This window comes from Brevundimonas sp. M1A4_2e, from assembly GCF_053345555.1.
This window is the reverse complement of record NZ_JBKFAI010000001.1, coordinates 337,685-352,388: the sequence shown is the minus strand read 5'-3', so window position 1 is coordinate 352,388 and position 14,704 is coordinate 337,685. Positions and strand designations below refer to the sequence as shown.

Below are 14,704 nucleotides of genomic sequence, written 5' to 3'. Positions count from 1 at the left end.
TCAGCTTAACGCAGCCGCAGCCCATGCGACAGCGCCGACCACGACAGGCGCCGCATGACAGGACTGCGTCGCCCGGCTAGAAGGCCGCCATGTCGAACGCGTCCTCTACTCCCCGCCCCGTCCCCGCGCCTGTGCACGTCATCGGCGGCGGCCTCGCCGGATCCGAAGCAGCCTGGCAGATCGCCCAGGCGGGCGTGCCCGTCATCCTGCACGAAATGCGCCGGGACGAACCGGAACAGGTGCGCACCGACGCCCACCACACGACGGGCCTGGCAGAGCTGGTCTGCTCAAACTCGTTCCGGTCGGACGACTGGGAGTTCAACGCCGTCGGCCTGCTGCACGCCGAGATGCGGGCGCTGGACAGCCTGATCATGGCCTGCGGCGACGCCAATCAGGTGCCGGCGGGCGGCGCGCTGGCGGTCGACCGCGTCGCCTTCTCGGACGCGGTGACGGCCAAGCTGGAAGCGCACCCGCTGGTGACCATCGTGCGCGAGGAGATCGCAGGCATTCCGCCCGAAGAGTGGGATAATGTGATCGTCGCCACCGGGCCGCTGACCTCGCCCGCACTGGCCGAGGCGATCCTGAAGGCGACGGGCGAAGAGAGCCTCAGCTTCTTCGACGCCATCGCCCCGATCATCCACACCGACAGCATCAACTTCGACGTGGCCTGGCGTCAGTCGCGCTATGACAAGGAAGGGCCCAGCGGCGACAAGGCGGCCTACGTCAACTGTCCGATGGACAAGGCGCAGTACGAGGCCTTCATCGACGCCCTGCTGGACGGCCCCAAGGCTGACTTCAAGGAATGGGAGAACGTGCCCTATTTCGACGGCTGCCTGCCGATCGAGGTCATGGCCGAGCGCGGGCGCGAGACCCTGCGTCACGGCCCGATGAAGCCGGTCGGCCTGACCAACCAGCACAACCCGACGGTCAAGCCGTACGCCATCGTGCAACTGCGTCAGGACAATGCGCTGGGCACCCTGTTCAACATGGTCGGCTTCCAGACCAAGCTGAAGTACGGGGCGCAGACCGACGTCTTCCGCATGATCCCCGGTCTAGAGAACGCCCAGTTCGCGCGTCTGGGGGGCCTGCACCGCAACACCTTCCTGAACAGCCCCAAGCTGCTGGACAAGCAGATGCGGCTGAAGGCTCTGCCGCGCCTGCGCTTCGCCGGTCAGGTGACGGGGGTCGAGGGCTATGTCGAGAGCGCGTCAATGGGCCTGCTGACGGGCCGGTTGGCCGCCGCTCAGGCGCTGGGGCGCGATCTGGCCCCGCCGCCGCCGGAAACGGCCATGGGCGCCCTGGTCGAGCACATCACCGGCGGGCACCTGGAAGGGTCGAAGTTCCAGCCGATGAACATCAACTACGGCCTGCTGCCGCCGCTGGAGGCGCCCAAGGTCGATGAGGAAGGCAAGCGCATCCATCCCAAGGAGCGCGGCCGCGCCAAGAAGCGCCTGCAGAGCATTCGCGCCATCGAGGCGCTGAAGGCCTGGCGCGACGCCGCGGCCTAACGCAGCTTGGCGCCGCCGGGGCGGAAGGTCAGGGTCATTGCGGCCATGACCAGAAGGCCCAGTCCCATCAGCATCCAGGCCTGACTGAGGTCCGACAGCCGGTCGCGCAGCAGCCCGGCCGCCAGCGGCGACAGGCTGGCGATGATGTAGCCGCCGCCCTGAACGAAGGCGAGAAGGTCTCCGGAGCGCACCGGGTCGTCGATCTGGTCCATCGCCAGGATCAGGGTCAGGGGAAAGACGGCGCCGATCCCCAGACCCAGCAGCAGCATGACCGGGACCGCCAGACTGACCGGCGTCAGCACCAGTCCGGCCAGACCGATCAGGGCCAGGGCCACGGCCAGCAGCATCGGCCCGCGCCGGTCGGGAAAGCGCGCGATGAACAGCGACACCAGCACGCCCGCCAGCACCTCGGCGCCCGTCATGCCGCTGAGCAGGAATCCCGCCGTCGCCCTCGCCTGCCCCATGTCGACATAGTAGGGCGGCAACCAGGCCAGCACGAGCGTATAGGCCGAGGTGCCCAGCCCCAGAATGGGAACCAGCGCCCAGGCGCGGGGCTGTTTCCAGAACGGAACCTCGGGATCGGTCCCTTCGGCCACGGCCAGGCGGTTCGGTTCTTCGGCGGCCGGGGTGCGCGAGGCGATGAGCCAGACGACGGCCGCGGCAAGGGCCGGAACCGACCATAGCGCCAGCGCGACGGCCCAACCGAACGCCTCGGCGAAGCCCGCCGCCGTCGCCGCCGCCACGGCGGCGCCGCCCATGATGCCGGTCGTATAGACGGCCATCACCGTACCGAACCGCGTCGGAAAGGCGCGCTTGATGACGACGGGCGCCAGGGCCTGAATGAGGGCCACGCCGACGCCGACCACCACGGCGCTGAGGATCAGTCCGCCCGCGCTGCTGAACGGCCAGCGAGCCAGACAGGCCAGGGCGATGAGAACGGCGCCGAGCAGTATGCCCATCCGCTCGCCCAGACGGCGTCGCAAGGGGCGGATCGACAGAGCTCCGACGCCGATCATCGCCACCGGCAGGGTGGTCAGCAGGCTGGCCGTGGTCGAATCCATGCCAGTCGTCGCCTCGATCAGGTCGAGCAGCGGCCCGACCGCCGCCATCGCCGGGCGCAGGTTCAGCGCCAGGGCGAAGATCGCCGCGATCAACAACAGGCCCGCGCCGCGCGACGGCGGCGAGGCGTTCGACTGATCCATCCGAGATGACTCCGGCAGCAGAAGGCGATAGTATCTCGACATCGAATATCTTGATGTCAAGGCAATGACCGATCGCGCCGCCCGCGCCGCCGCCCAGTGGGCCGTTGCGCGCCCAGACCTGGACCTGTTGGCGATGGAGACGCTGGGCCGTCTGCATGAGGCGTCCATCCTGGTCGCGCGCGAGCGGCAGGCCCCGTTGTATGCGCGCTATGGGCTGCAGCATGGCGAGTTCGATGTGCTGGCGACGCTGCGTCGTGCGCCTTCGCCCGACGGTCTGACGCCGACCGCCCTCTATGAGGCGACGATGATGTCGTCCGGCGGCATGACGGCGCGGCTGGATCGGTTGCAGAAATCCGGCCTGATCGAGCGCACGCCCCACCCCGGCGACCGCCGCGCCTCACTGGTCCGGCTGACGCCCAAGGGATTCGATCTGATCGAGGCCATGATGCCGCTGCACATGGCGGAAAGTCAGGCCATCCTGGCCGATCTGTCGCGCGAAGAGCAGGCCGCGCTGGGCGCCCTGCTCGCGCGGTTGATTGCGACGGTCGAGGCTTAGGCCCGCTTCATCCGACGGTTCCAGGGCATGACCGCCAGCAGCCGCGCCATGCCGCAGAAGCCGGTCGCCCCGGCCACGAACAGGCCAGCCCCGACAAAGGCGCTGATCCCCCAGAAGCCGGGATGGACCATGACGCCCAGCGCCCCGCCCAGCAGGATGAGTCCGCCCGCCGCCATCTGCACCTGACGCATCAGCTCCAGCGGCTGCTTGCGGTCGGCCACGACCGGCAGGCCCGCCTTCTTCCAGGCGTCCAGACCGCCCGCCAGAACGTGCGACGGGCCGTCGATGCGGGCGGCCAGACGATCACAGTTGCCGGCCGTGCGGTTGCCGCTGCGGCACATGAAGATGACGTCCTTGCCGGGCTTGAGGCTGAGATCGGCGCTTTCAAAAGCGGACAGGGGCGCAGTTACGGCGCCGGCGATGTGTTCGCGCGCATGTTCGTCAGGCTCGCGCACGTCGATCAGCACGGCCGCGCCCGCCTTCAGGCGAGCGGCGACATCGGCGGGGGAAAGGGAAACCAGCGGGTTCATCGTAAAATCCTTGAGGAAGCGGCGGCGCTCAATGCGCCTCAGGCGGGCAGAAGATCTCGGCCAGGACGGCGATCACCTTCAGGGCGGCGGGGTCGGCGATGCGATAGAAGACGGCGGTGCCGCTCTTGCGCGCGCTGACCAGGCCGTCGTCGCGCAGGCGCGCCAGATGCTGGGACAGGGCCGATTGCGACAGGCCGACCTGCAGGTCGGCGACCTGACGTTCTCCCTCACCGATCTGGCAGAGGATCATCAGGCGGTGCTCATTGGACAGCGCCTTCAGCAGCCGCGAGGCGTCGCCCGCGTTGGCCTGAAAACGCTCCAGTCCCATAAGTTCGAGATCAACCATGGCCCGAATATATGCCATGATTCTAAATTAGCAATGTCTAATATGGAACACGGCACGCGCCGCTCAGATCCGGCCGCGCAGCACCGCCCAGAACAGACGCAGCCGCTTGAACGGCTCCGGCGCATCCGGTTTGATCAGAGCGGCGGAGGCCACGGCCGGAAAAGCGGCGGCAGGCAAGGCGCGCAGGGCCTTGTTAGCGTCGCGGCGGGAAGCGCGCGCGTGATCGACCTGTCCGGTCTGGGCCAGTGCGCGCACGCGACCAGCGGCCGCGGCCGCCGCCTCATGCCCCTGCCCTGCGAGGATCCGCACCGCCCCCTGCATCGGCCCGATGTAGAAGGCGTCCAGATCGTGCGGCTCGCCATGCACCCGGCCGATGTGGGCCTCGATAAGCGCATCGAACGGCGCGCGCTCCAGACCATGACGCCCGACCGCCGCCGTCAGCGCCTCCAGCACGGGGTGACCCAGACGCGGCGTGTCGGAGAAGACGCCGTCCATCTGTTCCGACCACCAGGCGTAACGCATCTCGGCCAACAGCGGCTGGGTCACGCGCGTGGGAATGGCCATCAGTTCCGCCTCGAAGGCGTACAGCGCGATCAGATCGGCGCGCGCCTTTTCATCGGACACGAAGCGGCTGGCCAGCCAGCGGTCGAGGTCGGCGGCGCGAACCTGGGCGTCAAGATCAACAGTCATGGCGACGGCCCTTCGGCCATTGAGGCGGGGGCATCAAGCCCGGAATGCACACGGCCCGCCTCCCCTGCGGAAGACGGGCCGTGATCAGTAAGCCGTTAGAGCTGTTTACGGCCGGCTGGCCATGCCCAGCTTGACCGGAGTGGCGTCAGCCTTGCCGCCGCCGCTGCGGTCCACGCCCCACAGCAGGATGATCGGCGCGCCCACATAGATGGACGAGAAGGTGCCGATGATCACGCCGAAGGCCAGGGTGATGGAGAAGCCGCGCAGGGCCTCGCCGCCGAAAACGGCTAGGACGATCAGAACGATCACGGTCGTAAGGCCCGTGATGATGGTCCGCGACAAGGTCTCGTTAATCGACAGGTCGATCACGTCACGCAGCGGCATGGTCTTATATTTGCGAAGGTTTTCGCGCAGGCGGTCGAACACGACGACGGTGTCGTTCATCGAATAGCCGATGACCGTGAGCAGGGCCGCGACCAAGTTCAGGCTGAACTCCATGCGCAGGGCGACGATGAGGCCGAACGTCAGGGCCACGTCGTGCAGCAGCCCCGCCACGGCGCCGATGCCGAACTGCCAGGGGAAGCGGAAGGCGATGTAGAGGAACATCAGCACCACGGCCGACACCAGGGCCAGGACCCCATTGGTCAGCAGTTCGCCCGAGACCTTGGAGCCGACGACGCTGACGCCGGAATAGGTGACTTGGCCGACGGCGTCGCTGATGGCGGTTTCAACCTTCTCGACGACGGCAGTCTGGTCCTGGTCCGGCGGCACCTGGAAGCGAACGATGGCGGTCGAGCCGTCATCGAGGTTGGTGTCGCGTCGGGCGATCCCCTGCACCTGCACGTCGCCCAGATCCAGTCCGCTGACCGAGCCGCGCAGCTTGTCCAGCTCAAGCACCTGACCGGCAGGCTTGGCGACCTCCATCGAGGCGCCCCCGCGGAAGTCGATGCCGAGGTTCAGGCCGGGATAGAAACAGCCGATGATCGCCGCCACCGTCAGGATCGCCGACAGTACGGCGAAGCCCTTGGCGTATTTGACGAACTGAAAATTCGTCTTGTGCGGCAGTAGTTTGATAATAGGCCAACCGTTCATCGACATCACTCCGCGATCGGCAGTTTCTTGGGCTTGGCGACCTTCAGCCAGTAACCAAGCAGGACCTGGGCGACCAGGACGGATGAGAAGACCGAGGTGAACACACCGATGGTCAGCGTCCAGGCGAAGCCCCGCACGGGGCCGGCGCCGAACATGAACATGATCAAAGCCGCGACCAGGGTGGTCAGGTTGGCGTCGACGATGGTGCCCATGGCGCGGTTGAACCCGGCATCCATCGAGGCCACGACCGAGCGTCCCTGACGCGCTTCGTCACGCATCCGCTCATAGATCAGTACGTTGGCGTCAACGGCGACGGCGAAGGTCAGGATCAGACCGGCGATGCCGGGCAGGGTCAGCGTCGCCTGGGTCAACGACATGGCCGCGACGATCAGGATGCCGTTCAGGATCAGGCCGATGACCGACACGCCCCCGAACAGGAAGCCGTAGGCCAGGATCATGAAGACGACGATGACGACGAAGCCCAGGGCGGTCGACAGGGCGCCTGCGGCCACGGCGTCGGCGCCCAGTTCGGCGGTGACGACGCGGCGCTCTTCGACGTTCAGCGGGGCCGGAAGGGCGCCGCCGTTCAGCAGGTTCACCAGCTCCGAAGCCGAGGCGATCGTATAACTGCCTGTGATCTGTCCGCTGCCGCCGGTGATGGCCGACTGGATGGTCGGGGCCGAGATCACCTTGCCGTCCAGGACGATGGCGAAGGGCTTGCCGAGATTCTGCGAGGTGGCCTCGGCGAAGCGGCGGGCGCCCTGGCCGTCGAACTGGAAGTCGATGGCGGTGCGCTGGTTCTGGTCCGTGCCGATGCCGGCGCGCGTCAGGTTCTCGCCCGACACCAGGATGCGCTTCTTGACCAGGTAAGGCGTGCCCTGGTCGTCGGTCAGAAGTTCGGCGTCCGGCGGCACGCGGCCGGCCAGGGCGTCGTTCAGGCCCGTCGGCGAGGTGTCGACCATCTGGAAGGTCAGCTGGGCCGTCTGACCGACCAGGCGCTCCAGCTCGGCCGGATCGCTCTGGCCCGGCGCCTGGACGACGATGCGGTCGGCACCCTGACGGGTGATGGCGATTTCCTTGGTGCCCGAGCTGTCCAGACGGCGACGCACCACCTCGATCGACTGATCGACCGCCGTGGCGCCCATGCTGTTCAGAGCGGCTTCGGTGAAGGCGTAACGAATACGGCCTCCGCCCAGCTTAGTCGCCACGCGGTCGGGCTGACCGGTCGCGCCCATGCCCTGTTGAGCCATGGTCCGCAGGGTGTTGAACGCCGTGTCATAGGCGGCGCCCTCGGCGACGGTGACGACGACCCCGCCCGGTTCGCGCTGCATGCCGACGATGTTGACCTGGTCTTCGCGGAGGGAGACGCGAACGTCTTCCATCAGGTTGGAGACGCGCTTTTCGCGCATCTCGGGCACGTCGACCTCGAGCAGGAGATATGAGCCCCCCTGCAGGTCCAGGCCCAGGTTCAGGCCGTTGCTCGGCAGCCAGCTCGGCAGAGCCTCGCGCTGCGCCGGCGACAGCACGCTCGGGTAGGCCAGGAACAACCCGAGGACGAGCGATAGCGCGACCAGGGTGATCTTCCAGCGTGAAAGCTGAATCATGTCTCGGTTCTCTTCAGGGCCGGCGCGCGCCGCGCCGAGGCGAGGCTATCAGCCCTTGTCGTTGGCGGCGATGGCGGTGCGGTTGCGCACCTCGGCGATCATCGCCTTGACCACGCGGACGTTCACGCCCTGCGAAATTTCGACCATGGCCTCGGCGTCCTCGACGCGCGTGACCTTGCCGACCATGCCGTTGGACAGGACGACCTCGTCGCCGCGCTTCACGCCAGCGATCAGGGCCTGATGCGCCTTCATCCGCTTCTGCTGCGGGCGGATCATCAGGAAATAGAACAGGATGAAGATCGCGACGATCGGCGCGATCTGAACGACAAGAGCCATCAGGCCGCCGTCTTGGGCTGCAGTCATTAGGAAACTCCCCGACGCGGGCCGCGCCTTCATTGGGGGCCCTTCGAAATCAAGGCGCGGAAACTAGGGTGCGCCGGGCCGTTTTGCAACGCGACCTGATGACAAGAACGTCCGGACGCAGCCGCCCGGACGCCTCATTTCACATCCTCAGCGCGGCAGGACCGTCAGAGGGTCCAGCGCGACCGGATCATCGCCGCGCATCTGGCGCACTTCATAATGGATCGAGGGACGGCCGTCGCCGGCGGTCAGGCCGACTGTGCCGATGGCCTGGCCGGCCCGCACCTGCGCCCCGTCGCGCACGGTGGCGGAGCCCAGATGGCCGTAGACCGTGCGCCAGCCGTCGCGGTGAACGATCAGGACCGTCAGCCCCTGCCCCACGATATCGTCGCCGACATAGGCCACGGTTCCGTCGGCCGAAGCCTTGACCTCGGTTCCCGCCGAGGCGCCGATATTGATGCCGTTGTTGCGCTCGCCCATGCCCACCGGGCCGAAGCGACGCAGGATGTCGCCGCGCACTGGCCATTGCAGGGCCAGCGGCTGGCCGATGGGGGTTGCAGGAGCCGTCGGGGCCGTGGCCGCAGGCGCGCGCGTCGGCGGCGGCGGCAGGGGCGCGTTGCCGCTGGGCGGCGGAGGCGGTGGCGGGGCCATGCCGTTGTTCGGCGTGCGGACGCCGACCGGCGACGGGCCGGTCGCGTAGGGGTCGGAGCCCCCGTCCACGGCGCTGTCAGGCAGGATGATGCGCTGTCCGGCCGAAATGGCGCCGCGCGGCCCCAGGCCGTTCAGGTCGATCAGAATCTGAACCGGCGTACGGAAGCGTCGGCCGACCCCCGAAATCGTATCGCCAAGCTGAATGACATAAGTCGCGCCCGGCATGGCGGGATTGCCGGCGGCGGGGGGCGGCGTCACCGTGACCGGCGCGCCGGTCGACGGATAGGCCGGACCGCCAGGGGGCGGCAGGCCGCCGCCCTCGATATTGCCCGCCGGAGCGCGCGGCCCTTCTTCGATCGGCGGTTGTACGGGCTGCTGCGGTTGCGCCGGCTGATAATAGGGATTGTTCGGATAGGCGCCCGGCTGCTGGCCTTGCGGCTGCGGATAGCCGCCCGCCCCCATCGGCCGGGTCGAATAGCGCGGCTCGCTCGGATAGGTCGAACAGGCCGTGACCGCCAGCGCCCCGCCGACGACCGCCGCCGCCCTGATCCAGCCTGTGAAGCCGCTCATGCGTCTCTCCGTATTAACCATGCTTGTCGGTTTGCCCCGACCCGTCGGAGAATCCAACCCGCTAACCCGCGCAAAAGTGGGGCGGAAAGGTTAATGGAGCGGTGAGATTTCGCTCCTCAGCCCTCTTTCGCCGTCCCTTCGACCAGGGGCACGAAGCGGACTTCGCACAGGCTTTCGCGCTGGAAGCTGCCGTCCGGCTGGCCGGTGTAGCGGTTCAGCATCTGCACCGAGGTGCGGCCGACCGGAGCGACCAGAACGCCGCCGGGCTTCAGCTGTTTCAGCAGTTCGGTCGGCTCGTGCGGCGAGGCCGCCGTCACCATGATGCGGTCGAACGGCGCCTGTTCCGGCCAGCCCTGCCCGCCGTCGCCGTGGCGAGTGAAGACATTGTCGATGCCGAGGATTTTCAGTCGGTTCTCGGCCTCAGTTAAGAGGCTCTTATAACGCTCGACCGAGTAGACGAAGCGCGCCATGCGGCTGAGCACAGCGCACTGATACCCGCTGCCGGTCCCAATCTCGAGCACCCGGTGGCGCGGCTGGACGTCCAGCGCCTGGGTCATCAGGCCGACAATATAGGGCTGGCTGATCGTCTGGGCGCAGTCGATCGGCAGGGCCTGATCCTCCCACGCCTGATCGAGGAATTTCTCATGGACGAAGACGGCGCGGTCGATGGATTCCATTGCCTTCAGAACCCGCGCGTCCGTCACCCCCTGACGCCGCAGCGACAGGATCAAGCGGCCCGCGCGGTCGTCCCTGAGACTCATTTCTCGTGCGGCCCCTTGGGCGGAGCGCCGCCCAGCACCTTCTTCAGGTCGTTGACCGACTGCATGTGCGTCAGGTCGATGTGCAGCGGCGTGACCGAGATGCGGCCTTCATCCATGGCGCGCAGGTCGGTGCCGTCGGCGTGCTCCTGCGGCGCGCCCCGGAAAGCCATCCAGTAGTAGTCTCGGCCGCGCAGGTCGGTGCGGCGGATGGCGTGCATCTCGCCGATGTCGCGGAAGCCCTGACGCGTCACCTCGACCGACTTGACCAGTTCGGGCGGCAGGCGCGGGAAGTTGACGTTCATGACCACGCCCTCCCCCCATTTCTGCTCCAGCAGGCGAGCCACGATGCCCGGACCGAAAGCTTCGGCGGTCTCCCAATGCGCCACCACGTCGTCGTGGAAACGCTCCAGCGACTGCGACAGGGCGATGGAGCGGATGCCGAAGGCCATGCCCTGCAGCGCGCCGGCCACCGTGCCGGAATAGCTGACGTCTTCGCCCACGTTGTGGCCGCGATTGACGCCCGACAGCACCAGGTCGGGCTTGTCAGGCATGATGTCGTTGACGGCCAGGATGACGCAGTCGGTCGGGGTGCCGGTCACGGCGAACCGCTTGTCGCCCAGCTTGTTGACGCGCAGCGGCTCGGTCAGGGTGATGCCCCGCCCCTTGGCCGACTGCTCGGTCTGGGGCGCCACGACCCAGACGTCGTCCGACAGGGTGCGGGCGATCTTCTCGAGGCAGGCTAGGCCCTCGGCCTCGATGCCGTCGTCGTTGGTAAGGAGAATTCTCATGCGTCGTACTCGTATGCCTTCTCCCCTTGGGGGAGAAGGTGGGCGCCGCAGGCGCTCGGATGAGGGGTAGGTTTCAAGAGGCGGACCGGCGAGAGTGCGGACACAGCCCCCTCAACCGTCGTGCTCCGCACGCCACCTTCTCCCCCGAGGGGAGAAGGGTTCATGCAGCGCCCCCGACCACTTTCAACCCGCCCATATAGGGCTGCAGGGCGACCGGAACCGCGATGGCGCCGTCCTCCTGCTGATAGTTCTCCATCACCGCGACCAGGGTGCGGCCGACCGCCAGGCCCGAGCCGTTCAGGGTGTGCAGATATTCGGTCTTCTTCTCGCCCGCGCGCTTGAACCGGGCGTCCATGCGCCGGGCCTGGAAGTCGCCGCAGTTGGAGCAGGAGCTGATCTCGCGATAGGTGTTCTGAGAAGGCAGCCAGACCTCGAGGTCATAGGTCTTCTGCGCCGAGAAGCCCATGTCGCCCTTGCACAGCAGCACCTTGCGATAGGGCAGTTCCAGCGCCTGCAGCACCGCCTCGGCGCAACCCGTCATACGCTCGTGCTCGGCCTCGGAATCCTCCGGGCGGCAGATGGAGACCATCTCGACCTTGGAGAACTGGTGCTGGCGGATCAGGCCACGCGTATCGCGCCCCGCCGAACCGGCTTCAGCGCGGAAGCAGGGCGTCAGGGCGGTCAGGCGCATGGGCTGGGCGACCTCGTCCTCGGACAGGATTTGCTCGCGCACAAGGTTGGTCAGGGACACTTCGGCGGTGGGGATGAGCCAGAAACGACCGGACTGGGCATCGAAAATTTGAGCAAGTTCCGCATCCGGGATTTCAAGGATGCTTTCTGCTGCTTCCTGTCGCTGGATCAGTTCCTCGCCGTGCTCCGCACTGCCGTTCCAGATGCGCATGAAGGCGTGGCGCTGGATAGTTGATACGTAATCAGAAGCGGTCTGCTGACCGTTGAAACTTAGAAACTGGTCGTCACGAAACTTCGGCAACTGCCCCGTGCCGAACATCGCCTCGTCGCGCACCAGATAAGGCGGGTTCACTTCCTGATACCCGTGCTTGTCGGTCTGCGTATCCAGCATGAACTGGCCGATGGCGCGCTCCAGACGCGCCAGTTGGCCTTTCAGCACGGCGAAGCGCGAGCCGGACATCTTGGCGGCGGCTTCAAAGTCCAGCAGGCCCAGGGCCTCGCCCAGATCGGCGTGATCCTTGGCTGGGCCGGTCGTGCGGGGTTCGCCCCACTTCAGGACCTCGACGTTGTCGTTCTCGTCTTCGCCGTCCGGCACGTCGGCGGCGGCCAGATTCTTCAGCCCGGCCAGCAGGTCGCGCAGTTCGGCGCCCTTGGCGGTTTCGGCCTCACCGGCCTCGGCGATCTCGCCCTTGAGGACCTCGACCTCAGCCTTCAGGCGGTCGGCCTCGGCCATGTCCTTCTTGCCCATGGCGGCGCCGATGGCCTTGGAAGCAGCGTTGCGTTTGGCAAGGGCGTCCTGACCGCGTGTCTGGGCGGCGCGCAGGTCCACGTCCAGCGCCAGAATGTGCGCGACGACATCGGCGGCGTCATCCACGCCGCGCGACGACCAGCCCGCAACGAAGGCTTCGGGATTGTCGCGAATGGCTCGGATATCGTGCATGGCGTCGCTCTTTCGGCGCTCAGGGGAAGGAGAGCCGAAGGCTGTAGCGCCCCGCGCGGAGTCGGGCAAATGCTGAGGCCGGTTTCAGCGACCCCTTTTCGTAACAGTCTTAGTTGCCTATATGGTTTTCCAACGGCGCGGCGCAGGCTGCGCACAATCGGAGAGCGCACAATGATCGACGTCAGACCCTTCAACACCCTCGGCGGCGCCAACCACGGCTGGCTGAACGCCAAGCATCACTTCTCGTTCGCCAACTACTACGATCCGAAGCGCATGGGCTGGGGCCGTCTTCGCGTCTGGAACGACGATGAGATCGCCGCGCAGTCGGGCTTTCCGCCCCACCCGCACGCCGACATGGAAATCATCACCTATGTCCGCACCGGAGCGATCACCCACCAGGACTCGATGGGCAACACCGGCCGCACCGGGGCGGGCGACGTTCAGGTGATGAGCGCCGGGACCGGCGTGCGTCACGCCGAATACAATATGGAGAACGAGCTCACGACGCTGTTCCAGATCTGGATCGAGACGGATCGGCCGGGCGCCCAGCCGTCGTGGGGGCAACGCGAGTTCCCCAAAAGCGACCGTTCGGGCCGTTTCACCGTCGTCGCCTCGGGCGATCCGGCGGACGAGGCGCTGACGACCAACGCCGACGCCAGGGTGCTGGCCGCCACGCTGAAGGCAGGCGAAAGCCTGTCTTATGATCTGGCCAGCGGGCGTCGCGCCTATCTGGTCCCCGCCGTGGGTCAGGTGGAGGTCAACGGCACGACGCTGAACGCGCGCGACGGCGCGGGCATCATCGACGAGCCGACGATCACCATCACGGCCAAGGCCGACGCCGAACTGGTGATGGTCGACAGCCTGTAACCCTGTCGAGGACGCTGATCCTGGGAGCGACGGCCCCCAGGATCAGCCGCCGGATCAGAGACCCAGCTTGGCCTTCAGGATGTCGTTGACGGCGGCCGGGTTGGCCTTGCCGCCGGTGGCCTTCATGACCTGACCGACGAACCAGCCGATGGCCTGAGGCTTCTCGGCGACGGCGGCGGCCTTGTCGGGGTTGGCGGCGATGATCTCGTCCACCGCCTTCTCGATGGCGCCGGTGTCCGTGACCTGCTTCAAGCCGTGCTTCTCGACGACCTCGGCGGGCGAGCCTTCGCCGTTCCAGACGTGGTCGAACACTTCCTTGGCGATCTTGGACGAGATGACGTTCGTCTCGATCAGCTCGACCAACTGGGCCACATGGGCGGCGGGCAGCGGGTTGTCGCTGAAGTCCTTGCTGTCGGCCGCCAGACGCGCCGAGACCTCGTTGGTCACCCAGTTGGACACCAGCTTGGCGTCGCGGCCTTTCGCGGCCGCCTCGAAATAGTCGGCCTTGGCCTGTTCCGAGATCAGCACGCCCGCGTCGTATTGCGACAGGCCGTATTCGCTCATGAAGCGGCGGCGCTTGTCGTCCGGCAGTTCCGGCAGGCTGGCCTTGATCTCGTCGATCCAGACCTGTTCCAGCACGAGCGGCAGCAGGTCGGGGTCGGGGAAGTAGCGATAATCCTGCGCCTCTTCCTTGGAGCGCATGGAGCGGGTCTCGCCCTTCACCGCGTCGAACAGCCGGGTCTCCTGCGTGATCGAACCGCCGTCTTCGAGGATCTCGATCTGGCGGCGCGCCTCATACTGGATCGCCTGAGAAATGAAGCGGAAGCTGTTGACGTTCTTGATCTCGCAGCGCGTCCCCAGGAAGCTGAAGTCGCCCGTTTCCTTGAACTTGTCGTAGTTGCCGGCGCGGCAGACCGACACGTTCACGTCGGCGCGCAGATTGCCCTTCTCCATGTCGCCGTCGCAGGTGCCGAGGTAGATCAGGATGGTCCGGATCTTCTTGACGTAGGCGACCGCCTCTTCCGGCGAGCGGATGTCGGGGCGCGAGACGATCTCCATCAGCGCCGTGCCCGCCCGGTTCAGGTCGACGTAGGATTCCGTCGGCGACAGGTCGTGGATCAGCTTGCCCGCGTCCTGTTCCAGGTGCAGGCGCTCGATGCCGACGTTGAAGAAGCTGCCGTCCTCGGCCTCCACCTCGACCACGCCCTCGCCGACGATGGGGTGATACAGCTGGCTGATCTGATAGCCGGTCGGCAGGTCGGGATAGAAGTAGTTCTTGCGGTCGAACTGGCTCTTCAGATTGATCTGGGCGCGCAGGCCCAGGCCCGACTTCACCGCCTGCTCGACGCAGTATTTGTTCAGGGTCGGAAGCATGCCGGGGAAGCCCGCGTCGATCAGCGACACCTGCTCGTTCGGCCCGGCGCCGAAGCCGACCGCCGCGCCCGAGAACAGCTTGGCGTTCGAGGCCACCTGGGCGTGGATCTCCAGACCCATGACGATTTCCCAAGCGCCCGTGCGGCCCTGGATCAGTTTGGAGTTCTCAGTCATG

General features: G+C 66.9%; 15 protein-coding genes. 3 read left to right on the top strand and 12 right to left on the bottom strand.

Going from position 1 to position 14,704, the window contains the following annotated elements; all coding sequences use genetic code 11:
* The first annotated feature begins 89 nt into the window (after positions 1-89).
* A complete protein-coding gene (gene trmFO, locus ACLBV5_RS01690; RefSeq protein WP_303706197.1) occupies positions 90-1,508 on the top strand; it encodes a methylenetetrahydrofolate--tRNA-(uracil(54)-C(5))-methyltransferase (FADH(2)-oxidizing) TrmFO in 1,419 nt (472 codons plus the stop codon).
* Here the strand turns inward: trmFO and ACLBV5_RS01685 are convergent.
* Positions 1,505-2,752, bottom strand: a complete 1,248-nt coding sequence (locus tag ACLBV5_RS01685) for an MFS transporter (RefSeq protein ID WP_447604636.1) — start codon at positions 2,750-2,752, stop codon at positions 1,505-1,507. The two genes, trmFO and ACLBV5_RS01685, sit on opposite strands and share 4 nt — an antisense overlap.
* A gap of 22 nt (positions 2,753-2,774) precedes the next feature.
* Here ACLBV5_RS01685 and ACLBV5_RS01680 point away from each other — a divergent pair, with 22 nt between their 5' ends.
* Complete coding sequence (locus tag ACLBV5_RS01680; RefSeq protein ID WP_134580871.1) at positions 2,775-3,266, top strand: MarR family winged helix-turn-helix transcriptional regulator; 492 nt, start codon at positions 2,775-2,777, stop codon at positions 3,264-3,266.
* On the opposite strand, the gene ACLBV5_RS01675 is transcribed toward ACLBV5_RS01680, so the two are convergent.
* The 10 genes from ACLBV5_RS01675 to serS form a co-directional block, all read right to left on the bottom strand.
* Positions 3,263-3,796 carry a rhodanese family protein gene (locus tag ACLBV5_RS01675; protein ID WP_134580873.1) on the bottom strand — a complete coding sequence of 178 codons (534 nt, stop codon included), beginning with the start codon at positions 3,794-3,796 and terminating at the stop codon, positions 3,263-3,265. The two genes, ACLBV5_RS01680 and ACLBV5_RS01675, sit on opposite strands and share 4 nt — an antisense overlap.
* Before the next feature lie 28 nt (positions 3,797-3,824).
* Positions 3,825-4,142 carry an ArsR/SmtB family transcription factor gene (locus ACLBV5_RS01670; protein WP_025977110.1) on the bottom strand — a complete coding sequence of 106 codons (318 nt, stop codon included), beginning with the start codon at positions 4,140-4,142 and terminating at the stop codon, positions 3,825-3,827.
* Positions 4,143-4,205: 63 nt separating this feature from the next.
* Positions 4,206-4,832, bottom strand: coding sequence for a squalene/phytoene synthase family protein (locus tag ACLBV5_RS01665; protein WP_447604635.1), 627 nt, complete (start codon positions 4,830-4,832; stop codon positions 4,206-4,208).
* Between the two features lie 105 nt (positions 4,833-4,937).
* On the bottom strand, positions 4,938-5,930 hold the full coding sequence (gene secF / locus ACLBV5_RS01660; protein ID WP_447604634.1) for a protein translocase subunit SecF: 993 nt from the start codon (positions 5,928-5,930) through the stop codon (positions 4,938-4,940).
* Entirely contained in the window at positions 5,930-7,528 is a 1,599-nt protein-coding gene (secD, locus tag ACLBV5_RS01655; protein WP_447604633.1) for a protein translocase subunit SecD, read from the bottom strand. The genes secF and secD overlap by 1 nt, the downstream gene beginning before the upstream one ends.
* A gap of 48 nt (positions 7,529-7,576) precedes the next feature.
* A complete protein-coding gene (gene yajC, locus ACLBV5_RS01650; protein ID WP_025977114.1) occupies positions 7,577-7,891 on the bottom strand; it encodes a preprotein translocase subunit YajC in 315 nt (104 codons plus the stop codon).
* Between the two features lie 147 nt (positions 7,892-8,038).
* Complete coding sequence (locus tag ACLBV5_RS01645) at positions 8,039-9,109, bottom strand: peptidoglycan DD-metalloendopeptidase family protein (protein ID WP_447604632.1); 1,071 nt, start codon at positions 9,107-9,109, stop codon at positions 8,039-8,041.
* Between the two features lie 116 nt (positions 9,110-9,225).
* Positions 9,226-9,870: a protein-L-isoaspartate(D-aspartate) O-methyltransferase gene (locus ACLBV5_RS01640; RefSeq protein ID WP_003167066.1), complete on the bottom strand. Its 645-nt coding sequence runs from the start codon at positions 9,868-9,870 to the stop codon at positions 9,226-9,228.
* Positions 9,867-10,658: a 5'/3'-nucleotidase SurE gene (gene surE, locus ACLBV5_RS01635; protein WP_253121051.1), complete on the bottom strand. Its 792-nt coding sequence runs from the start codon at positions 10,656-10,658 to the stop codon at positions 9,867-9,869. The genes ACLBV5_RS01640 and surE overlap by 4 nt, the downstream gene beginning before the upstream one ends.
* Positions 10,659-10,818: 160 nt before the next feature.
* On the bottom strand, positions 10,819-12,288 hold the full coding sequence (serS, locus tag ACLBV5_RS01630; RefSeq protein WP_447604631.1) for a serine--tRNA ligase: 1,470 nt from the start codon (positions 12,286-12,288) through the stop codon (positions 10,819-10,821).
* 171 nt (positions 12,289-12,459) lie between these two features.
* Here serS and ACLBV5_RS01625 point away from each other — a divergent pair, with 171 nt between their 5' ends.
* Positions 12,460-13,155: a pirin family protein gene (locus tag ACLBV5_RS01625; RefSeq protein ID WP_447604630.1), complete on the top strand. Its 696-nt coding sequence runs from the start codon at positions 12,460-12,462 to the stop codon at positions 13,153-13,155.
* A gap of 54 nt (positions 13,156-13,209) precedes the next feature.
* Here ACLBV5_RS01625 and gatB read toward each other — a convergent pair whose 3' ends face one another.
* Positions 13,210-14,703 carry an Asp-tRNA(Asn)/Glu-tRNA(Gln) amidotransferase subunit GatB gene (gene gatB, locus ACLBV5_RS01620; protein WP_447604629.1) on the bottom strand — a complete coding sequence of 498 codons (1,494 nt, stop codon included), beginning with the start codon at positions 14,701-14,703 and terminating at the stop codon, positions 13,210-13,212.
* Position 14,704: the final 1 nt, after the last annotated feature.